General features: G+C 70.5%; 12 protein-coding genes and 2 riboswitches. Of the genes, 9 read left to right on the top strand and 3 right to left on the bottom strand.

Features of this window, described 5'->3' with window-relative positions:
- Positions 1-2: 2 nt before the first annotated feature.
- A riboswitch (glycine riboswitch) is annotated at positions 3-114 on the bottom strand.
- A riboswitch (glycine riboswitch) is annotated at positions 115-209 on the bottom strand.
- 72 nt (positions 210-281) lie between these two features.
- Entirely contained in the window at positions 282-1454 is a 1173-nt protein-coding gene (locus AC4FS2_RS08480) for a MarP family serine protease (RefSeq protein ID WP_491152134.1), read from the bottom strand.
- Between the two features lie 179 nt (positions 1455-1633).
- Between AC4FS2_RS08480 and AC4FS2_RS08485 the strand changes: the two genes are divergently transcribed.
- Genes AC4FS2_RS08485 through AC4FS2_RS08510 form a run of 6 tightly spaced genes read left to right on the top strand, consistent with a single transcriptional unit; the run spans position 1634 to position 7382 of the window.
- Complete coding sequence (locus tag AC4FS2_RS08485; protein ID WP_491152132.1) at positions 1634-2362, top strand: NUDIX hydrolase; 729 nt, start codon at positions 1634-1636, stop codon at positions 2360-2362.
- Positions 2363-2373: 11 nt separating this feature from the next.
- Positions 2374-3735 (top strand): quinolinate synthase NadA, encoded by a 1362-nt coding sequence (nadA, locus tag AC4FS2_RS08490; RefSeq protein WP_491177021.1) that lies wholly within the window; start codon positions 2374-2376, stop codon positions 3733-3735.
- Positions 3732-4454, top strand: a complete 723-nt coding sequence (locus tag AC4FS2_RS08495) for an FAD-binding protein (RefSeq protein WP_491177023.1) — start codon at positions 3732-3734, stop codon at positions 4452-4454. Before nadA ends, AC4FS2_RS08495 begins: the two co-directional genes overlap by 4 nt.
- Entirely contained in the window at positions 4448-5305 is an 858-nt protein-coding gene (gene nadC, locus AC4FS2_RS08500; RefSeq protein WP_491177025.1) for a carboxylating nicotinate-nucleotide diphosphorylase, read from the top strand. The genes AC4FS2_RS08495 and nadC overlap by 7 nt, the downstream gene beginning before the upstream one ends.
- Before the next feature lie 2 nt (positions 5306-5307).
- Complete coding sequence (locus tag AC4FS2_RS08505) at positions 5308-6447, top strand: cysteine desulfurase family protein (protein ID WP_491177027.1); 1140 nt, start codon at positions 5308-5310, stop codon at positions 6445-6447.
- Positions 6444-7382 (top strand): glycosyltransferase family 2 protein, encoded by a 939-nt coding sequence (locus tag AC4FS2_RS08510; protein ID WP_491177029.1) that lies wholly within the window; start codon positions 6444-6446, stop codon positions 7380-7382. The genes AC4FS2_RS08505 and AC4FS2_RS08510 overlap by 4 nt, the downstream gene beginning before the upstream one ends.
- Before the next feature lie 15 nt (positions 7383-7397).
- Here the strand turns inward: AC4FS2_RS08510 and AC4FS2_RS08515 are convergent, their stop codons facing one another.
- Complete coding sequence (locus tag AC4FS2_RS08515) at positions 7398-9293, bottom strand: ABC transporter ATP-binding protein (protein ID WP_491177814.1); 1896 nt, start codon at positions 9291-9293, stop codon at positions 7398-7400.
- Positions 9294-9478: 185 nt separating this feature from the next.
- Between AC4FS2_RS08515 and AC4FS2_RS08520 the strand changes: the two genes are divergently transcribed.
- The 3 genes from AC4FS2_RS08520 (at position 9479) to AC4FS2_RS08530 (ending at position 13331) form a co-directional block, all read left to right on the top strand.
- The gene (locus AC4FS2_RS08520) at positions 9479-10987 is read left to right on the top strand and encodes a DHA2 family efflux MFS transporter permease subunit (protein ID WP_491177032.1); all 1509 of its coding nucleotides are present in this window, start codon (positions 9479-9481) and stop codon (positions 10985-10987) included.
- Between the two features lie 99 nt (positions 10988-11086).
- Positions 11087-11635 (top strand): type 1 glutamine amidotransferase domain-containing protein, encoded by a 549-nt coding sequence (locus AC4FS2_RS08525; protein ID WP_491152122.1) that lies wholly within the window; start codon positions 11087-11089, stop codon positions 11633-11635.
- A gap of 46 nt (positions 11636-11681) precedes the next feature.
- Complete coding sequence (locus AC4FS2_RS08530; protein ID WP_491177034.1) at positions 11682-13331, top strand: FAD-dependent oxidoreductase; 1650 nt, start codon at positions 11682-11684, stop codon at positions 13329-13331.
- A 6-nt stretch (positions 13332-13337) separates the two neighbouring features.
- Here AC4FS2_RS08530 and AC4FS2_RS08535 read toward each other — a convergent pair whose 3' ends face one another.
- The gene (locus AC4FS2_RS08535; protein ID WP_491177036.1) at positions 13338-14174 is read right to left on the bottom strand and encodes a DNA-formamidopyrimidine glycosylase family protein; all 837 of its coding nucleotides are present in this window, start codon (positions 14172-14174) and stop codon (positions 13338-13340) included.
- Between the last annotated feature and the right edge of the window lie 96 nt (positions 14175-14270).

A 14270-nucleotide genomic window follows, 5' to 3' on the forward strand; every position in this document is an offset into this window, starting at 1 on the left:
TGAACTCCCCCTCTGTCATCGGCCTGAGAGTTTCGCCGGCGCATCCGATCGGATGCGGGGGCTTTCACCGTCGGCGGACCGGGGCGGTGCATCCCGATCGCTTTCCAGAGTGGCCGAACCCGCGCGGTACGCGGACCTGAGAGATTGGCGGGGAGGCTTGCTCCTTCGGTGCCCGGCAGCGTGCGCCGGGGCTCTCCCGCGGGGGTCGAGGCCGATATTCGGTTGTCGGCCGGAGCCGGCGGCCGCCCGAGGGCGCCCTGCGCGGCCAGCTTAGCGCGCGGTCATCGCCGGCAGGAGCCCGAGGGCACTGCTTCCTCGAAAGTGCCGAGTTGCGCGATCACCGGATTCAGTTCGGTCGGGGTCATCGCGTAGCCGACCTCCTCTCCGGCGTCGGAGCGGGCGAAGACCACCCCCGCCACCTGCCCGTCGGGCGTGAGAACCGGCCCGCCGGAGTTTCCCGGCTGCACGGTTGCGGCGAGGGCGTAGATCTCGCGCAGTGCGGTGGACGAGTCGGAGATGTCGGGCACCGCGACGGTTCCGATCGACACGACGTGCGCGGGGCCCGATGTGAACGGTCCTCCGTGGGGGTATCCCTGCACGACGGCGGCCGCGCCGACGGGCAGCGCCGGAGAAATGCTCAGCGGCTCGGCGCCGAGATCGTCGACGGCGACCACCGCCAGATCGTCGACGGGGTCGAAGTAGACCACGCGCCCGTCGCGCGCGGGCTCGCCGGGAAGTTCCACCACGGGCTGTTCGACGCCGGCCACTACATGGGCGTTCGTGACGAGCAGGTGCGGCGCCACGGCGAATCCGGTGCCGCTCGCGGTGATGCCGCACGCGTACGCGACTCCGGTGATCTTCGCGACCGACTGCGCCGCACGCGCCAGGTCCGGGTCATCCAGCGCGATATCGGGCGCGCTGGGCGTCACCGCGGGTTCGAGCAGGCGACCGAGGGTCGGCAGGCCCTCTTCGAACATCGACCCGCGCAGCTGGGCGAGCGCCGCCTGCACGGGCGCGGGGGTCATCGCGTCGATCGTCTGCAGGAGCCTCGAGGAGGCCAGGGCGCTGGAGACCACGGGGGTGCCCGTCGAGATCAGTGCGCCGCCCACGAAGGAGATCGCCAGCACGGCGGCCAGACCGCTGACGACGCCGCCGAGGATCCGCTCGGGGATCCGCAGACGGATGCGGTCCACCCCGCGGCGCAACGAGCGGCCGATCGCAGAACCCACCGCCGCGCCCAGGAGAAGGAGGAAGATTCCGCTCGCGGCGACTGCGAGCGTGCGCCACGCCGCGACGGGAACCCACCCACCGACGAGCGGCATGACCCAGTAGGCGGCGACGGCACCGGCGGCGAGCCCGAGGAACATCCCGACGCTGGCGAGGAAGCCACGCCGGACGCCGATGAGGACCGCGATCGCCAGCAGCACGATCAGCAAGACGTCCACGAGCAGCACGCCATCACGCTAGGCGGGAATCCTGGGAACCTCCCCCGTCGAGTCGCCACGTTCCGTCGTTTATCGGGCGGATTCCCGACGTTTGTTGGCGAGTCGACGGGCCAACGGGGGCGAGGCGGGCGGACGCGATTGCGCTTCGAGTCACGATGACACTAAGATCGCCCCGAGTAAAGGTCACTATGACACAAACCAGCGCATCCCGTCCCGGCGTCGCCGACGCCCGCGTCGCCGTGTCCACTGTGATCTTCAGCCTCCGGCGCCGGACCGAAGACGACGTCGCCGCACTCGTCCTCCCGCTCGTGCGCCGCACCCGTGAACCGTACGACGGCGCGTGGGCGCTTCCCGGTGGATGGCTGGACCCGGCGGAGAGCCTGGATGCAGCGGCCTCGCGCACGCTCGCCGAGACCACGGGCCTCACCCCCAGCTACCTCGAGCAGCTGTACGCGTTCGGGGCGGTGGACCGCTCGCCGACGCGTGTGGTGTCGATCGTGTACTGGGCGCTCCTTCGTGCCGACGAGGTCGATGCACAGGTGGGCGCGCACGCCGAGGCCGGCGACGCGCCCGAGAACGTCGAGTGGTTCGAAGCGGCGAGCCTCCCGCGGCTCGCGTTCGATCACAACGACATCGTCGAGTACGCCCTGTGGCGCCTGCGCAACAAGGTGGGCTACAGCCGCATCGCCCACGGGCTCCTCCCCGCCGAGTTCACCCTGGCAGAGCTGCGCGAGGTCAACGAGTCCATCCTCGAGCGGCGCCTCGACCCGGCCAACTTCCGCCGCCAGGTGGAAAGCTCCGGCACCCTCATCCCGACCGAGCGCTTCCGCACCGGGAGCCACCGCCCCGCCCGCCTGTACCGCTACAACCGGGACGTCGAGCTCGCCGACCGCGGGACTCTGACGATCCGCAACTGATCGGACCCGACATGCCCGCCACGCGGCTGACCCCCCGCCCGCTCGATCCGTCGGTCGATCACGAGATCCAGGCGATCGTCACCGGCGCCTCGACCGCCTCCACGTGTACCACCGACCTCGCCGCGGGCCCCTGGGCCTTCGACGTACGGCCCGGCTACGGCCCCGGCGCATCGATGGGCGACGTGATCCCGACCGGAGCGCCGCGTCAGGGCGAGCTTCCCGCGGAGTACCGCGACGCGTCCGCCGACGACCTGGACCACCGCATCCGCGTCGCCAAGGCCACCCTCGGCGACCGCGTGATGGTCCTCGGCCACTTCTACCAGCGGGAAGAGGTCATCCGGCACGCCGACTACGTGGGCGACTCGTTCCAGCTGGCGAACGCCGCACAGGCGCATCCGCACGCGGAGGCCATCGTCTTCTGCGGCGTGCACTTCATGGCCGAGACCGCCGACCTCCTCTCCCGGCCCGACCAGGCCGTCATCCTGCCGAACCTCGCGGCCGGCTGCTCGATGGCCGACATGGCCGACATCGACCAGGTCGAGGAGTGCTGGGAGCAGCTCGAGGAGATCCTCGGCGACCTCGACTCCCCCGGGCCCGACGGTCTCGTGCCCATCGTCCCGGTGACGTACATGAACTCCTCGGCCGCGATCAAGGGATTCGTCGGCCGCCACGGCGGCATCGTATGCACGTCGTCCAACGCCCGCACGGTTCTCGAGTGGGCGTTCGCGCGCGGCCGCCGCGTGCTGTTCTTCCCCGACCAGCACCTGGGACGGAACACGGCGAAGGCCATGGGCGTACCGCTCGAGCAGATGCCGATGTGGAATCCGCGCCGCCCCCTCGGCGGCAACGACGCGGCCGCGCTCGAGGACAGCCGGGTCATCCTGTGGCACGGCTTCTGCTCCGTGCACCGCCGTTTCAGCGTCGACCAGATCACCCAGGCCCGCGCCGAGCATCCCGGCGTGCGCGTGATCGTGCACCCCGAATGCCCGATGGACGTTGTGGATGCGGCGGACGAGGCCGGCTCGACCGACTACATCCGCAAGGCCATCGCGGCGGCGACCGAGCCCACGACCTTTGCGATCGGCACCGAGGTCAACCTCGTGCAGCGCCTGGCTGCGGAGCATCCTCAGCACGAGATCTTCTGCCTCGACCCGGTCGTGTGCCCATGCTCGACGATGTACCGCATCCATCCGGGTTACCTCGCTTGGGTGCTGGAGTCCCTCGTCCGCGGCGAGGTGCGCAACCGCATCACGGTGCCGTTCTCGGTGTCGGAGCCCGCGACCGTCGCCCTCGAGCGGATGCTGGCGGCCAAGCCTCCGGCCGCTGCGACGGACGCCTCGCCGTCCCTGGGCCTGTCGGACGGCGCGTCATGACGACGGCACCGCACGTCATCGTCGCCGGCAGCGGCATCGCCGGACTCGTCGCGGCGCTGCACGCGCACGAGACGGGATGCCGCGTGGTGCGGGCGAGGGGTCTGGACTGGGCGACGACCCCCATTCCGGTGACCCCCGCCGCGCACTACCTCATGGGCGGCGTCGTGACCGACCTGCACGGGCGTACGACGGTTCCGGGCCTGTATGCGGTCGGCGAGGTCGCCCGCACCGGCGTGCACGGCGCCAACCGGCTCGCGTCGAACTCGCTGCTGGAAGGCGCGGTGTTCGGCGCGCGCGCGGGCGACGTGCTCGCCGCCGACGCCGCATCCGTGGGCTGGCCCGTGCCTGCATCAGGAGATGCGGCGGACACAGGAGGTTCTGTCGCGGAACGTCCTGCGTACGCGAAAACGCCTGATCTCGCCGCGCCGGAGGAGCCGCTCTCCCGGGCTGCCCTGCAGCGGCTCATGCGGGGCGACGCCGGACTCGTCCGAACCGGCGTCGGGCTCGCGCACGCGGCATCCGTGCTGGCGGGATGGCGTGCCGCTCTGCCGTCCGACGCGGGGACCGTGCACGCGCTCGAAGACCGCAACCTCCTTCTCGTGGCCGAGCACCTGATCGCGGCAGCCCGCGCGCGCCGCGGATCGGTCGGCGCCCACTTCCGCGCGGATGACCGCGCCGGTGTCCGGAACGAACTCGCAGGGGCAGGTGCCGCATGCTGACACGCACGATGATCGAACGCACCGTCGCCGCCGCGCTCGAGGAGGACGCGCCGTGGGGCGACGTCACGAGCGCGAACCTCATCGTGGACACGGCGGTCGCACGCGCCGAACTCATCGCGCGCGAGCCGGGCGTCTTCAGCGGCGGGGACGTCTTCACGACCGCGTGCACGCTGACCGACCCCCGCATCCGCGTCGATCTCCTCGTCCAGGACGGCGAGTACTTCGACGCCGGCTCGACGCTCGGCCTCGTCTCCGGTCCTGCCCGCGGCGTCCTCACCGCCGAACGCGTCGGGCTGAATTTCGTGCAGCGGATGGCAGGGATCACCACGCTCACCGCCCAGTACGTCGCCGAGGTTGCTCACACCGGCGCGCGCATCGCGGACACCCGCAAGACCACCCCGGGCCTCCGGGCCTTCGAGCGTCACGCCGTGCGGATGGGCGGCGGTCACAACCACCGATACTCGCTCTCGGACGCCGTCATGGTGAAGGACAACCACCTCGCCGTCCTCGCCCGGAAGGGCGTTTCCGTCACCGCCGCACTGCAGGGGGCGATCGCCCAGCTGCCGCACACCACCCACGTGGAGGTCGAGGTCGACCGGCTGGACCAGGTGGAAGCCGTCCTCGCGGCCGGCATCGGCACGATCATGCTCGATAACTTCTCGCTCGCCGATCTCCGGACCGGCGTCGCGCAGGTGGGCGGCCGGGCGATCGTGGAGGCATCCGGCGGCGTCGATCTCTCCACCGTCCGCGCGATCGCCGAGACGGGCGTCGACGTCATCTCCGTGGGGGCGCTCACCCACTCCGCTCGAGCGCTCGACCTCGGCCTGGACGTCTTCGTCGACGCGGGATGAGCATGCTGTACCTCGACTCGGCCGCCACGACGCCGGTGCGTCCGGAGGTGCTCGAGGCGATGATGCCCTACCTCACGCGTGAGTTCGGCAACCCCTCCAGCGTGCACACCGTCGGGGAGGCCGCCGCATCCGCCCTCGCCGACGCCCGCACGCGCGTCGCCGCCGCCCTGGGGATGCGGCGCGGCGACATCGTCTTCACCTCGGGCGGCACCGAGGCGAACAACCTCGCGGTGAAGGGCATCGCGATCGCGGCGCACCTGGATCGCGGAGCGAGGCGCGTGATCACCACCGCGATCGAGCACGAGTCGATCCTGGCTTCCGCGGACTACCTCCGCCGCGTCCACGGATTCGCCGTCGACCTCGCCCCCGTCGACCACGGAGGACGCGTCGACCTGGCGGCACTGCGCGGGATGCTCCGCGACGACACCGCGCTTCTCAGCGTCGGATACGCCAACAACGAGGTCGGAACGGTGCAGGATGCCGCGGGCCTCGCCGCGATCGCCGCATCCGCACGGGTGCCCCTGCACGTCGACGCCGTGCAGGCCGCGGGGTGGCTGCCCCTTCGCGGCCTCGGCGCCGACGCCCTCTCGATCGCCGGGCACAAGATCGGTGCGCCGAAGGGTACGGGCGTGCTCGCGGTGCGCGGACGGATCCCGCTCGAGCCGCTGCTGCACGGCGGCGGGCAGGAGCGCGGGCGACGCTCGGGCACTGAGGACGTCGCGGGAGCCGTGGGGTTCGCCCGGGCACTGGAGCTCGCCGAAGCGGAGCGGGACGAAGCCGCCACCCGGGCGGCGGCGCTGCGGGATGAGTTCGTCGCGCGAGTGGCGGTCCTCCTTCCCGAGGCGCGCCTCACCGGCGATCCGCTCTCACGGCTCCCCGGCACGGCGAGTTATGTCTTCCCCGGAACCAGCGGCGAGGCGATCCTGCTCGAGTTGGAACGCCGCGGCGTGGTGTCCTCCAGCGGATCGGCGTGCGCCGCCGGCAGCGACGAGGCATCCCACGTGCTCGTCGCGCTCGGCGTCGATGTCGACACGGCGCGGACCGCCGTGCGCTTCACGTTCCCGCGGTCGCTGTCGGAGTCGCTGCTCCCGGTCGCCGATGCGCTGGCGGCCTCGGTCGCGGCGGTACGATCGGGCGCGTGAGCGCCGTCACCGTCATCGTGCCCGGGCACGATGTCGAGGAGTACGCGCAGGACGCGCTCGACTCGCTCCGCGCCCAGACCCGGCCCGATTGGACCGCCCTCCTCATCGATGACGCCTCGACGGATGCGACGGGCGAGCTGTTCGCCGCAGCCGCCGCCGACGACACCCGGTTCCGCCTCGTGCGACACGAGAGTCGCCGCGGGCTCGCCGGCGCGCGCAACACGGGGCTGGACCTGGTCGACACGCCCCTGCTGGGTTTCCTCGACGCCGACGACCGGCTCCGCCCCGGCGCGCTCGCGCGGCTGATCGATGCGCTGGACGCCTCCGGCAGCGACTTCGCGGTCGGCGCCTACGTGCGCCTCCGGCCCGACGGGGTCGGCGCGTACTCGGCGGGCACCGTGCAGCCCTGGGTGGCTGCGGCAACGCATCCGGCGCGGACGGCCACGACCCTCGCGGAGCACCCGGATGCCTCCGGCAACATCGTCGCGTGGTCGAAGGTGAGCCGCACCGAGTTCTGGCACCGCGCGGGCCTGCGCTTCCCCGAGGGCCGCCTGTACGAAGACCAGGTGGTCGCGCAGCGCATGTACGCCCGAGCGCGCGCCTTCGACGTGGTGCCCGATGTCGTCGTGGAGTGGCGCGAGCGCGCCGACGGCACCTCGATCACGCAGGGCCGTGGCACCCTTCCCGTGCTCCAGGAGTACCTCGAGGCGATGCGCGGCGGAATCGAGGTGCTCGAGGACGCCGGGCTGCACGCGGCCGTGCAGTCCCGGGTGCGCCTCATCCTGGCGATGGACGTTCCTCCGCTGGTCGAGATCGCCCGCACCCACCCCGATGACGTGTACCGGAGGGCCCTCGGCGCCTTCGTCCGCGACATCCACAGCCTTTCCGCCGTGCCGGCCGACACGCCCCCGGTGTCCGCCGCCCTGCTGTGGTAGCCCACCCTCGACCGCTCAGGACTCGGCGGCGGCTTCCTCGGTGAGGATGCGGGTGGCAGCGAGTTGCTCGGCGGCCAGGCTCGCGTAGAGACCCTCGCGGGCCAGCAGCTCGGCGTGTGTGCCGGATTCGACGATGCGTCCCGCGTCCACGACGTGGATGACGTCGGCACCGATGACCGTCGACAGCCGGTGCGCGATCGAGAGCGTCGTACGACCGCGGGCCGCCGCATCCAGCGCCTCCTGGACGATCCGCTCCGACACGGTGTCCAGCGCGCTCGTCGCCTCGTCCAGGAGCAGCACGGGAGGGTCTTTCAGGAGCACCCGCGCGATGGCGATGCGCTGCTTCTCCCCACCGGACAGGCGGTAGCCGCGCTCCCCCACGATGGTGTCGTAACCGCGCTCGAAGCCGGCGATCACGTGGTGGATGTTCGCCGCTCGGCACGCCTGCTCCAGCTCGCCGTCCGTCGCATCCGGCTTGGCGTAGCGGAGGTTCTCCCGGATGGTCGCGTGGAAGAGGTACGTCTCCTGCGAGACGATCCCGATCTCGTCGATGATGGATGCCTGCTGCAGCTGCCGCACGTCGGCACCGGCGAAGAGGACTGCTCCCTCCGATGCCTCGTACAGGCGCGGTGTGAGGTAGAGGATCGTCGTCTTCCCCGCGCCCGACGGCCCCACGAACGCGACGTGGGAGCCGGGCTCGGCGACGAACGACACACCGTCGAGCGTGGCGCGGCTCTGCGCCGACGCGTCCGGATACCGGAAGACCACGTCGCGGAACTCGATCCGCCCGAGCGGGCCGGGAGCCTCCGCCACCGGGATGGCGTCGGGCGCCTGCTGGATCGCCGGAACGAGGTCGACGTACTCGAAGATGCGCGCGAACAGCGCCGCGGAGGTCTGCAGGTCCAGCGCGACGCGCATGAGGCCCATGAGCGGCATCAGCAATCGCGCCTGCACCGTGGTGAAGGCGACGATCGTGCCGGCCGTGATGGTGTCGAACCCGCCGGTGACGAGATAACCCGCGACGAGGTAGATGAGAGCCGGAACGCTCGACATGATGACCTGCACGACGGCGAAGAAGCCCTGCCCGCTCATCGCACGACGCACCTGGAGACGCACCTGGTTGACGTTCTCCGCCGCGAACCGCTCCGACTCGGTGCGCTGCCGGTTGAACGACTTCGACAGGAGGATGCCCGAGACGCTCAGCGTCTCCTGGGTGATCGAGGTGAGCTCGCTCAGCGACTCCTGCGTCTCTCCGGCGATGCGCGCGCGAACCTGGCCGACGCGCCGCTGCACGAGGATCAGCACCGGCATGATCACCACGGCGATGATCGTCAGCCGCCAGTCGATGAGGATCATCGCGACGAGCGACGCGACGACCGTCACGGCGTTGCCCAGGATGCTGGTGACGGTGTTCGTCAGGACGCCCGCGACCCCGCCCACGTCGTTCTGCAGTCGGGACTGGATGACCCCGGTCTTCGTACGCGTGAAAAAGCCCAGCTCCATCGCCTGCAGGTGGTCGAACAGCCGCACCCGAAGATCGCCGGTGACCTGATTGCCCACCGTGGACGTCAACCAGGTCTGCACCACGCCGAGGACGGCGGAGAGCAGGAACAGCCCGATCATGATGAGCACCAGCCGCAGAAGCAGCGGAAGGTCAGGTGACCCGCCGCTGAGGGGGAACAGTGCGTCATCGAAGATCCGCTGGACCAGGAGGGGCGGGATGACCGCCACCGCCGCCGCCACGACCACGAGCACCGCGGTGACCAGGATCCGTCCTCGGTAGGGACGGAACAGTTCGATGACGCGGTGCCCGAGATTGCGCACGCGCGGCGCCTGCGCGTTCTGCCGGCGCTGGGCTTCGGCGTCGACGCCACGGAACGGCCCTCCGCCGCCCATGCCCCGGCCGCCCATGCTCATGCGGGCCAGCCTACGTCGGCACAGGGATGCCGCGGACTAGGGTAGAAGCGGGGCTTGCGCAGGTGCGGTCGCGTATTTCACCCGAATCGGGAATACGCCGCCGGACCCGACCGTTGCGGTCTCAGCTTGCCACTGGCCGAAGTGGCGACCTGGCATCCCCCGAGCATCGAGGAGCACCCGTGGCCGCCGCCCAAACCGACAGCATCCGTCGTCCCGCATCCGCGACGGAGATCACCCCGCAGCAGAGCCGCGTCATCTGGCTCCTGCTCATCGCCGCGTTCGTCGCCATCCTCAACGAGACCACGATGGGCGTCGCGATCCCGCGCCTCATCGTCGACCTCGACATCACCGCGGTTGCCGCGCAGTGGCTCACGACCGCGTTCATGCTCACCATGGCGGTGGTCATCCCGATCACCGGTTTCCTGCTCCAGAAGTTCACGACTCGGCAGGTGTTCATCGCCGCGATGACGCTCTTCTCGCTCGGGACGCTCGTGGCATTCCTGTCCCCCGGGTTCACGGTGCTGGTCATCGCCCGCGTGATCCAGGCATCCGGCACGGCGATCATGATGCCGCTCCTCATGACCACGCTCATGACCATCGTCCCGCCGCACCAGCGCGGTCGGATGATGGGGCGCGTCAGCATCGTCATGGCGCTCGCCCCCGCGATCGGTCCGACGATGTCGGGGCTCATTCTCGACTCGCTCGGCTGGCACTGGACCTTCGGGATCGTCCTTCCGATCGCCCTGGTCGCCCTGTTCGTCGGCGCCCGGTGGATCACCAACCTCGGCGAGACCCGCAAGGACGCGCCCATCGACGTCCTCTCCGTCATCCTCTCGGCGTTGGGTTTCGGCGGCGTCGTGTTCGGCCTCAGCCAGATCGGCGGAGGCGGCCACACGGGTCCGGATGCCGCCGCGGCGGACGCCATGTCGACGATGACCTTCGTGGTCTCCCTCACCGTGGGCGTGGTCGGTCTTGCCCTGTTCGTGTGGCGGCAGCTGGTGAAGCAGCGCTCGGACTCGGCCCTGCTCGATCTCCGCGTCTTCCGATCTGCGAACTTCTCCCTGTCGGTCGCTCAGCTCGGCATCATGGCGATGGCCTTCTTCGGCGCCATCACCTTGCTCCCCCTGTACCTCCAGGACGTCCGCGGCGTGTCGCCCCTCGACACCGGCCTCATCGTTCTGCCGGGGTCGCTGGCGATGGGCTTCGCCGGGCCCTTCATCGGCCGCGTCTACGACCGCTGGGGCACACGCGTGCTGCTGATCCCGGGCGCGTTCCTCACGAGCGGGATGCTGTGGGTCTACACGACCGTGGATGCCACCACCCCGATCTGGTTCATCGTCGCGGTGCAGACGGTTCTGTCCCTCGGTTTGGCGCTGTCCTTCACGCCGCTGTTCACGGCATCGCTGGCGTCGCTGGAGCCGAGGTTCTACTCCTACGGCTCGGCGATCGTGGGCACGGTGCAGCAGGTGGCCGGCGCCGCCGGCATCGCCCTGCTCATCACGATCATGTCTTCGGCGAGCGCGGCGACCGGCGCCGGCGCGACCGTGAACGCTCATGGCACCCAGACGGCCTACCTCGTCGCGGCCTTGCTGTCGCTGCCGACCATCGTCGGCGCGTTCCTCATTCGCAAGCCCGCGGACACGCCGGACGAGGTCCGGGCACAGGCCGGGGACATCGCCGCCCACTGATCCTCCCCGAGGTAGCGCGGTCTGGGAGCCCTCGCAACCCCCGGGCGTGCTCCCTCGGTGCTTTCTAGCGTGGGAGCACCGACATGTGAGGAGTGCATCATGACCGATCTGAACGGCAAGCGCGTCGCCTTCCTGCTGACCGACGGGTTCGAAGACAGTGAGCTGACGAGCCCCTGGGAGGCCGTGACCACCGCCGGTGCCGCGGCGGTCCTCGTCTCCCCCGCGGAGGGAAGCGTCAGCGGCAAGAACGGGCACGAGCAGGCTGTCGACCTTCCCGCCGAGGGCGCGGATGCGGGAGAGTTCGACGCGCTCGTCCTCCCGGGAGGCGTCGTGAACGCCGACCACCTCCGGATGGATTCCGCCTCGGTCGCATTCGCGCGCGACTTCTTCGCGCAGCACAAGCCGGTCGGCGTCATCTGCCACGGCGCGTGGATCCTCACAGAGGCCGACCTCGTGCGCGATCGCACGCTCACCAGTTACCCGAGTCTCCAGACGGATCTTCGCAACGCCGGAGCGACCTGGGTGGACGAGGAAGTCGTCGTGGACGCGGGTCTCGTCTCCAGCCGCACGCCTGACGACCTCCCCGCCTTCAACGACAAGCTCGTCGAGGAGATCGCCGAGGGCGAACACTCCGGCCAGACTCCCTGACCCATTCCCGCCCCTGGTAGGCGCATCAGGGCATACCCTTTTGCCCGTGGGAACCACAGAAGCCTTCGAACAGGCGCAGCAACGGGCGATCTCGACACCGCTGACCGATGACCAGTGGGAACGGATTCTGCCCTTCAGCACGGCCGAAGATGTCGAGGTGGGCGACTACCTCTTCCGCTCCGGGGACCGCGAGTACGACCTCATCCTCGTCGACACCGCCGAAGTGCAGGTGGTCCGCGACTCGCTGTGGTGGCTCGAGGAGACGGTCATCACGACGATGACCCCGCGTACCTTCGCCGGCGAGCTGGGGCTGCTCAACGGACAGGGCGCATTCCTCTCGGCGCGAGTGACCCGCCCCGGACGCATCCACCGCGTGACGCGCGCTTCCCTCCGCAAGATCATGAGCGAAGACGACGAGCTGTGCGATCTGCTCCTCCGGACGCTGTGGCTGCGCCGGGAGTCGCTGCGCAAGGGACCGGCCGCGCTCACTCTGAAATTGGTCGGGCCTGCCTCGTCCAAGGACTTCCAGTCCCTGCGCCGGTTCGCCGAGCGCTTGGATCTGGTGCACAGCTCCCACGAGGTGCAGCCCGATGACCCGTACGTCTTGGAACACCACGACGTGGCACCGGAGGACCTCCCGATCGCCTTCATCCAGGGCGAGCCGATCCTGCGCGCCACGCCGGGTATCGTCGCCGAGCGGCTGGGGCTCAGTTACCAGGGCGACGCCGACGAGGTCGTCGACCTGGTCGTCGTCGGCGGCGGCCCCGCCGGTCTCGCCGCGGCGATCTACGGGGCGTCCGAAGGGCTGAGCACGGTTCTGCTGGATGCGGTGGCGCCCGGCGGCCAGGCCGCGGCGACATCGCGCATCGAGAACTTCCTCGGGTTCCCCTTCGGGGTGAGCGGCGGAGACCTCATCGGGCAGGCTTCGCTCCAGGCGTTGAAGTTCGGGGTGCGGGTCTACGCCCCGTGCGAGGCCGCGCAGCTGCGCTCGACGGACAGCGGCCTGGAGGTCACCCTCTCCGACGGTCGCATCATCCACACCCGGACCGCCATTGTGACCTCCGGCGCCTCGTACCGACGGCTGCCGCTGGACCGGTGGGCAGATTTCGAGGGCGCCGGCATCTACTACGCCGCGACGCAGTTCGAGCTGCGCCACGTCGTCGACTCGCCCGTGGTCGTCGTCGGTGGAGCCAACTCGGCCGGGCAGGCGGCGCTGTACCTCTCTTCGCACGGATCGCCCGTGCGGCTGGTGGTCCGCGGCAACGACCTGGGGAGCCGCATGTCGGCCTATCTGATCGACCGGCTCCATGAAGATTCGTCTGTCGAGGTGCTCACGGGCGCCAACGTGACCGCGCTGGAGGGCGACGGCTCGCTCCAGCGGGTGCGGATCGACGCGGTCGGCGATGTGGATGCGCGTGGCCTGTTCTGCTTCATCGGCGCCGACCCCGCGACCGGCTGGCTCTCGGACCTCGACCGTGACACCGACGGCTTCCTCCGCACCGGCACGGACATTCCCCCCGACCGGCTCGACGGGCTGTGGCAGCGCCTCGGTCGCGAGCCCCTCCCCTTCGAGACCTCGATTCCGGGAGTGTTCGCCGCGGGTGACGTGCGGCGCGGATCCATGAAACGTGTGGCAGCGGCGGTCGGGGAGGGCTCGAGCGCGGTGGCATCGGTCCACCGCGCGCTCGCCGGCTGATCCCCGTCAGCCCGGCAGCACCACACCCCCGGTCTGGCAGGTGGGGCAGTACTGCGCCCCACCTTTGCTCCCGGGAAGATCCACGACCGTCCCCCCGCAGACCGGACAGGTTTCGCCGGTGCGCCCATGCACGCGCATCGCCGCGACCTTCTCGGCCTTCTGCCGATCGAGCGGCACTCCGCGTCGAGAGGCGAACGCCTCACCGAGAACCGATCGGATGGCCGCGTACAGGCGGCTGCGTTCTTCGGGAGTCAGGTCCGCGGCATGGACGACGGGCGAAAGCCGGGCGACATGGAGAATCTCGTCGGAATAGGCGTTGCCGATCCCGGCCAGCGACTCCTGCTCCTGCAGCAGCGCCTTGAGCTGTTTTCGCCGCCTCCCCAGTGCACGGTCGAGGTCGCCGGGGGACCACCCGTCGTCCGTGGGGTCGGGGCCGAGTTTGGCGATTGCCGGCAGGACGGCGGGATCATCCACGATGGATACGCCGAGCGAGAGCCAGTCACCGGCATCCGTCAGCGCCAGGACGCCCCGGCCCGGGAAGGCGATCGTCACGATCACGGGTGGCGCGTCCTCGGCGGGCGGTTCCTGGTCGCCTTCCGCGCGCCATGTGGCCCAGCCCGCTCGACCGAAACTGATGACCAGGTCGGGGCCGTCCGTGTACACCGCGACATGCTTGCCGAATCGCCGCACGTCCTCGACCGTGTGGCCGGTCAGTGCATCGAGCGGCCTCGCGGGGGTCTTCAGCGCGCGGAACTCCGCGACGTCGGTGTCACCGATCGATGCCCCGATGAGCTCGCCTCGGAGGAACCCGGTGAGCGCGTCGACCTCAGGGGACTCAGGCACGTCTTCCTCCCTCCCCGCGGCGATGCTCCGATCGTAGGGAGTCCGCCCGCCGCCCCGCCAGCAGGGGGCGCGGATCGTTCGCATTCCCGAGCGGCA

It is taken from the genome of Microbacterium sp. Z10_103 (genome assembly GCF_058310455.1).

What these genes read in the sequence shown, in the direction of transcription:
- AC4FS2_RS08485 (WP_491152132.1), top strand. Translation starts at nt 1,634, where the DNA reads ATGACACAAACCAGCGCATCCCGTCCCGGCGTCGCCGACGCCCGCGTC.
- nadA (WP_491177021.1), top strand. Translation starts at nt 2,374, where the DNA reads ATGCCCGCCACGCGGCTGACCCCCCGCCCGCTCGATCCGTCGGTCGAT.
- AC4FS2_RS08495 (WP_491177023.1), top strand. Translation starts at nt 3,732, where the DNA reads ATGACGACGGCACCGCACGTCATCGTCGCCGGCAGCGGCATCGCCGGA.
- nadC (WP_491177025.1), top strand. Translation starts at nt 4,448, where the DNA reads ATGCTGACACGCACGATGATCGAACGCACCGTCGCCGCCGCGCTCGAG.
- AC4FS2_RS08505 (WP_491177027.1), top strand. Translation starts at nt 5,308, where the DNA reads ATGCTGTACCTCGACTCGGCCGCCACGACGCCGGTGCGTCCGGAGGTG.
- AC4FS2_RS08515 (WP_491177814.1), bottom strand. Translation starts at nt 9,293, where the DNA reads ATGGGCGGCCGGGGCATGGGCGGCGGAGGGCCGTTCCGTGGCGTCGAC.
- AC4FS2_RS08525 (WP_491152122.1), top strand. Translation starts at nt 11,087, where the DNA reads ATGACCGATCTGAACGGCAAGCGCGTCGCCTTCCTGCTGACCGACGGG.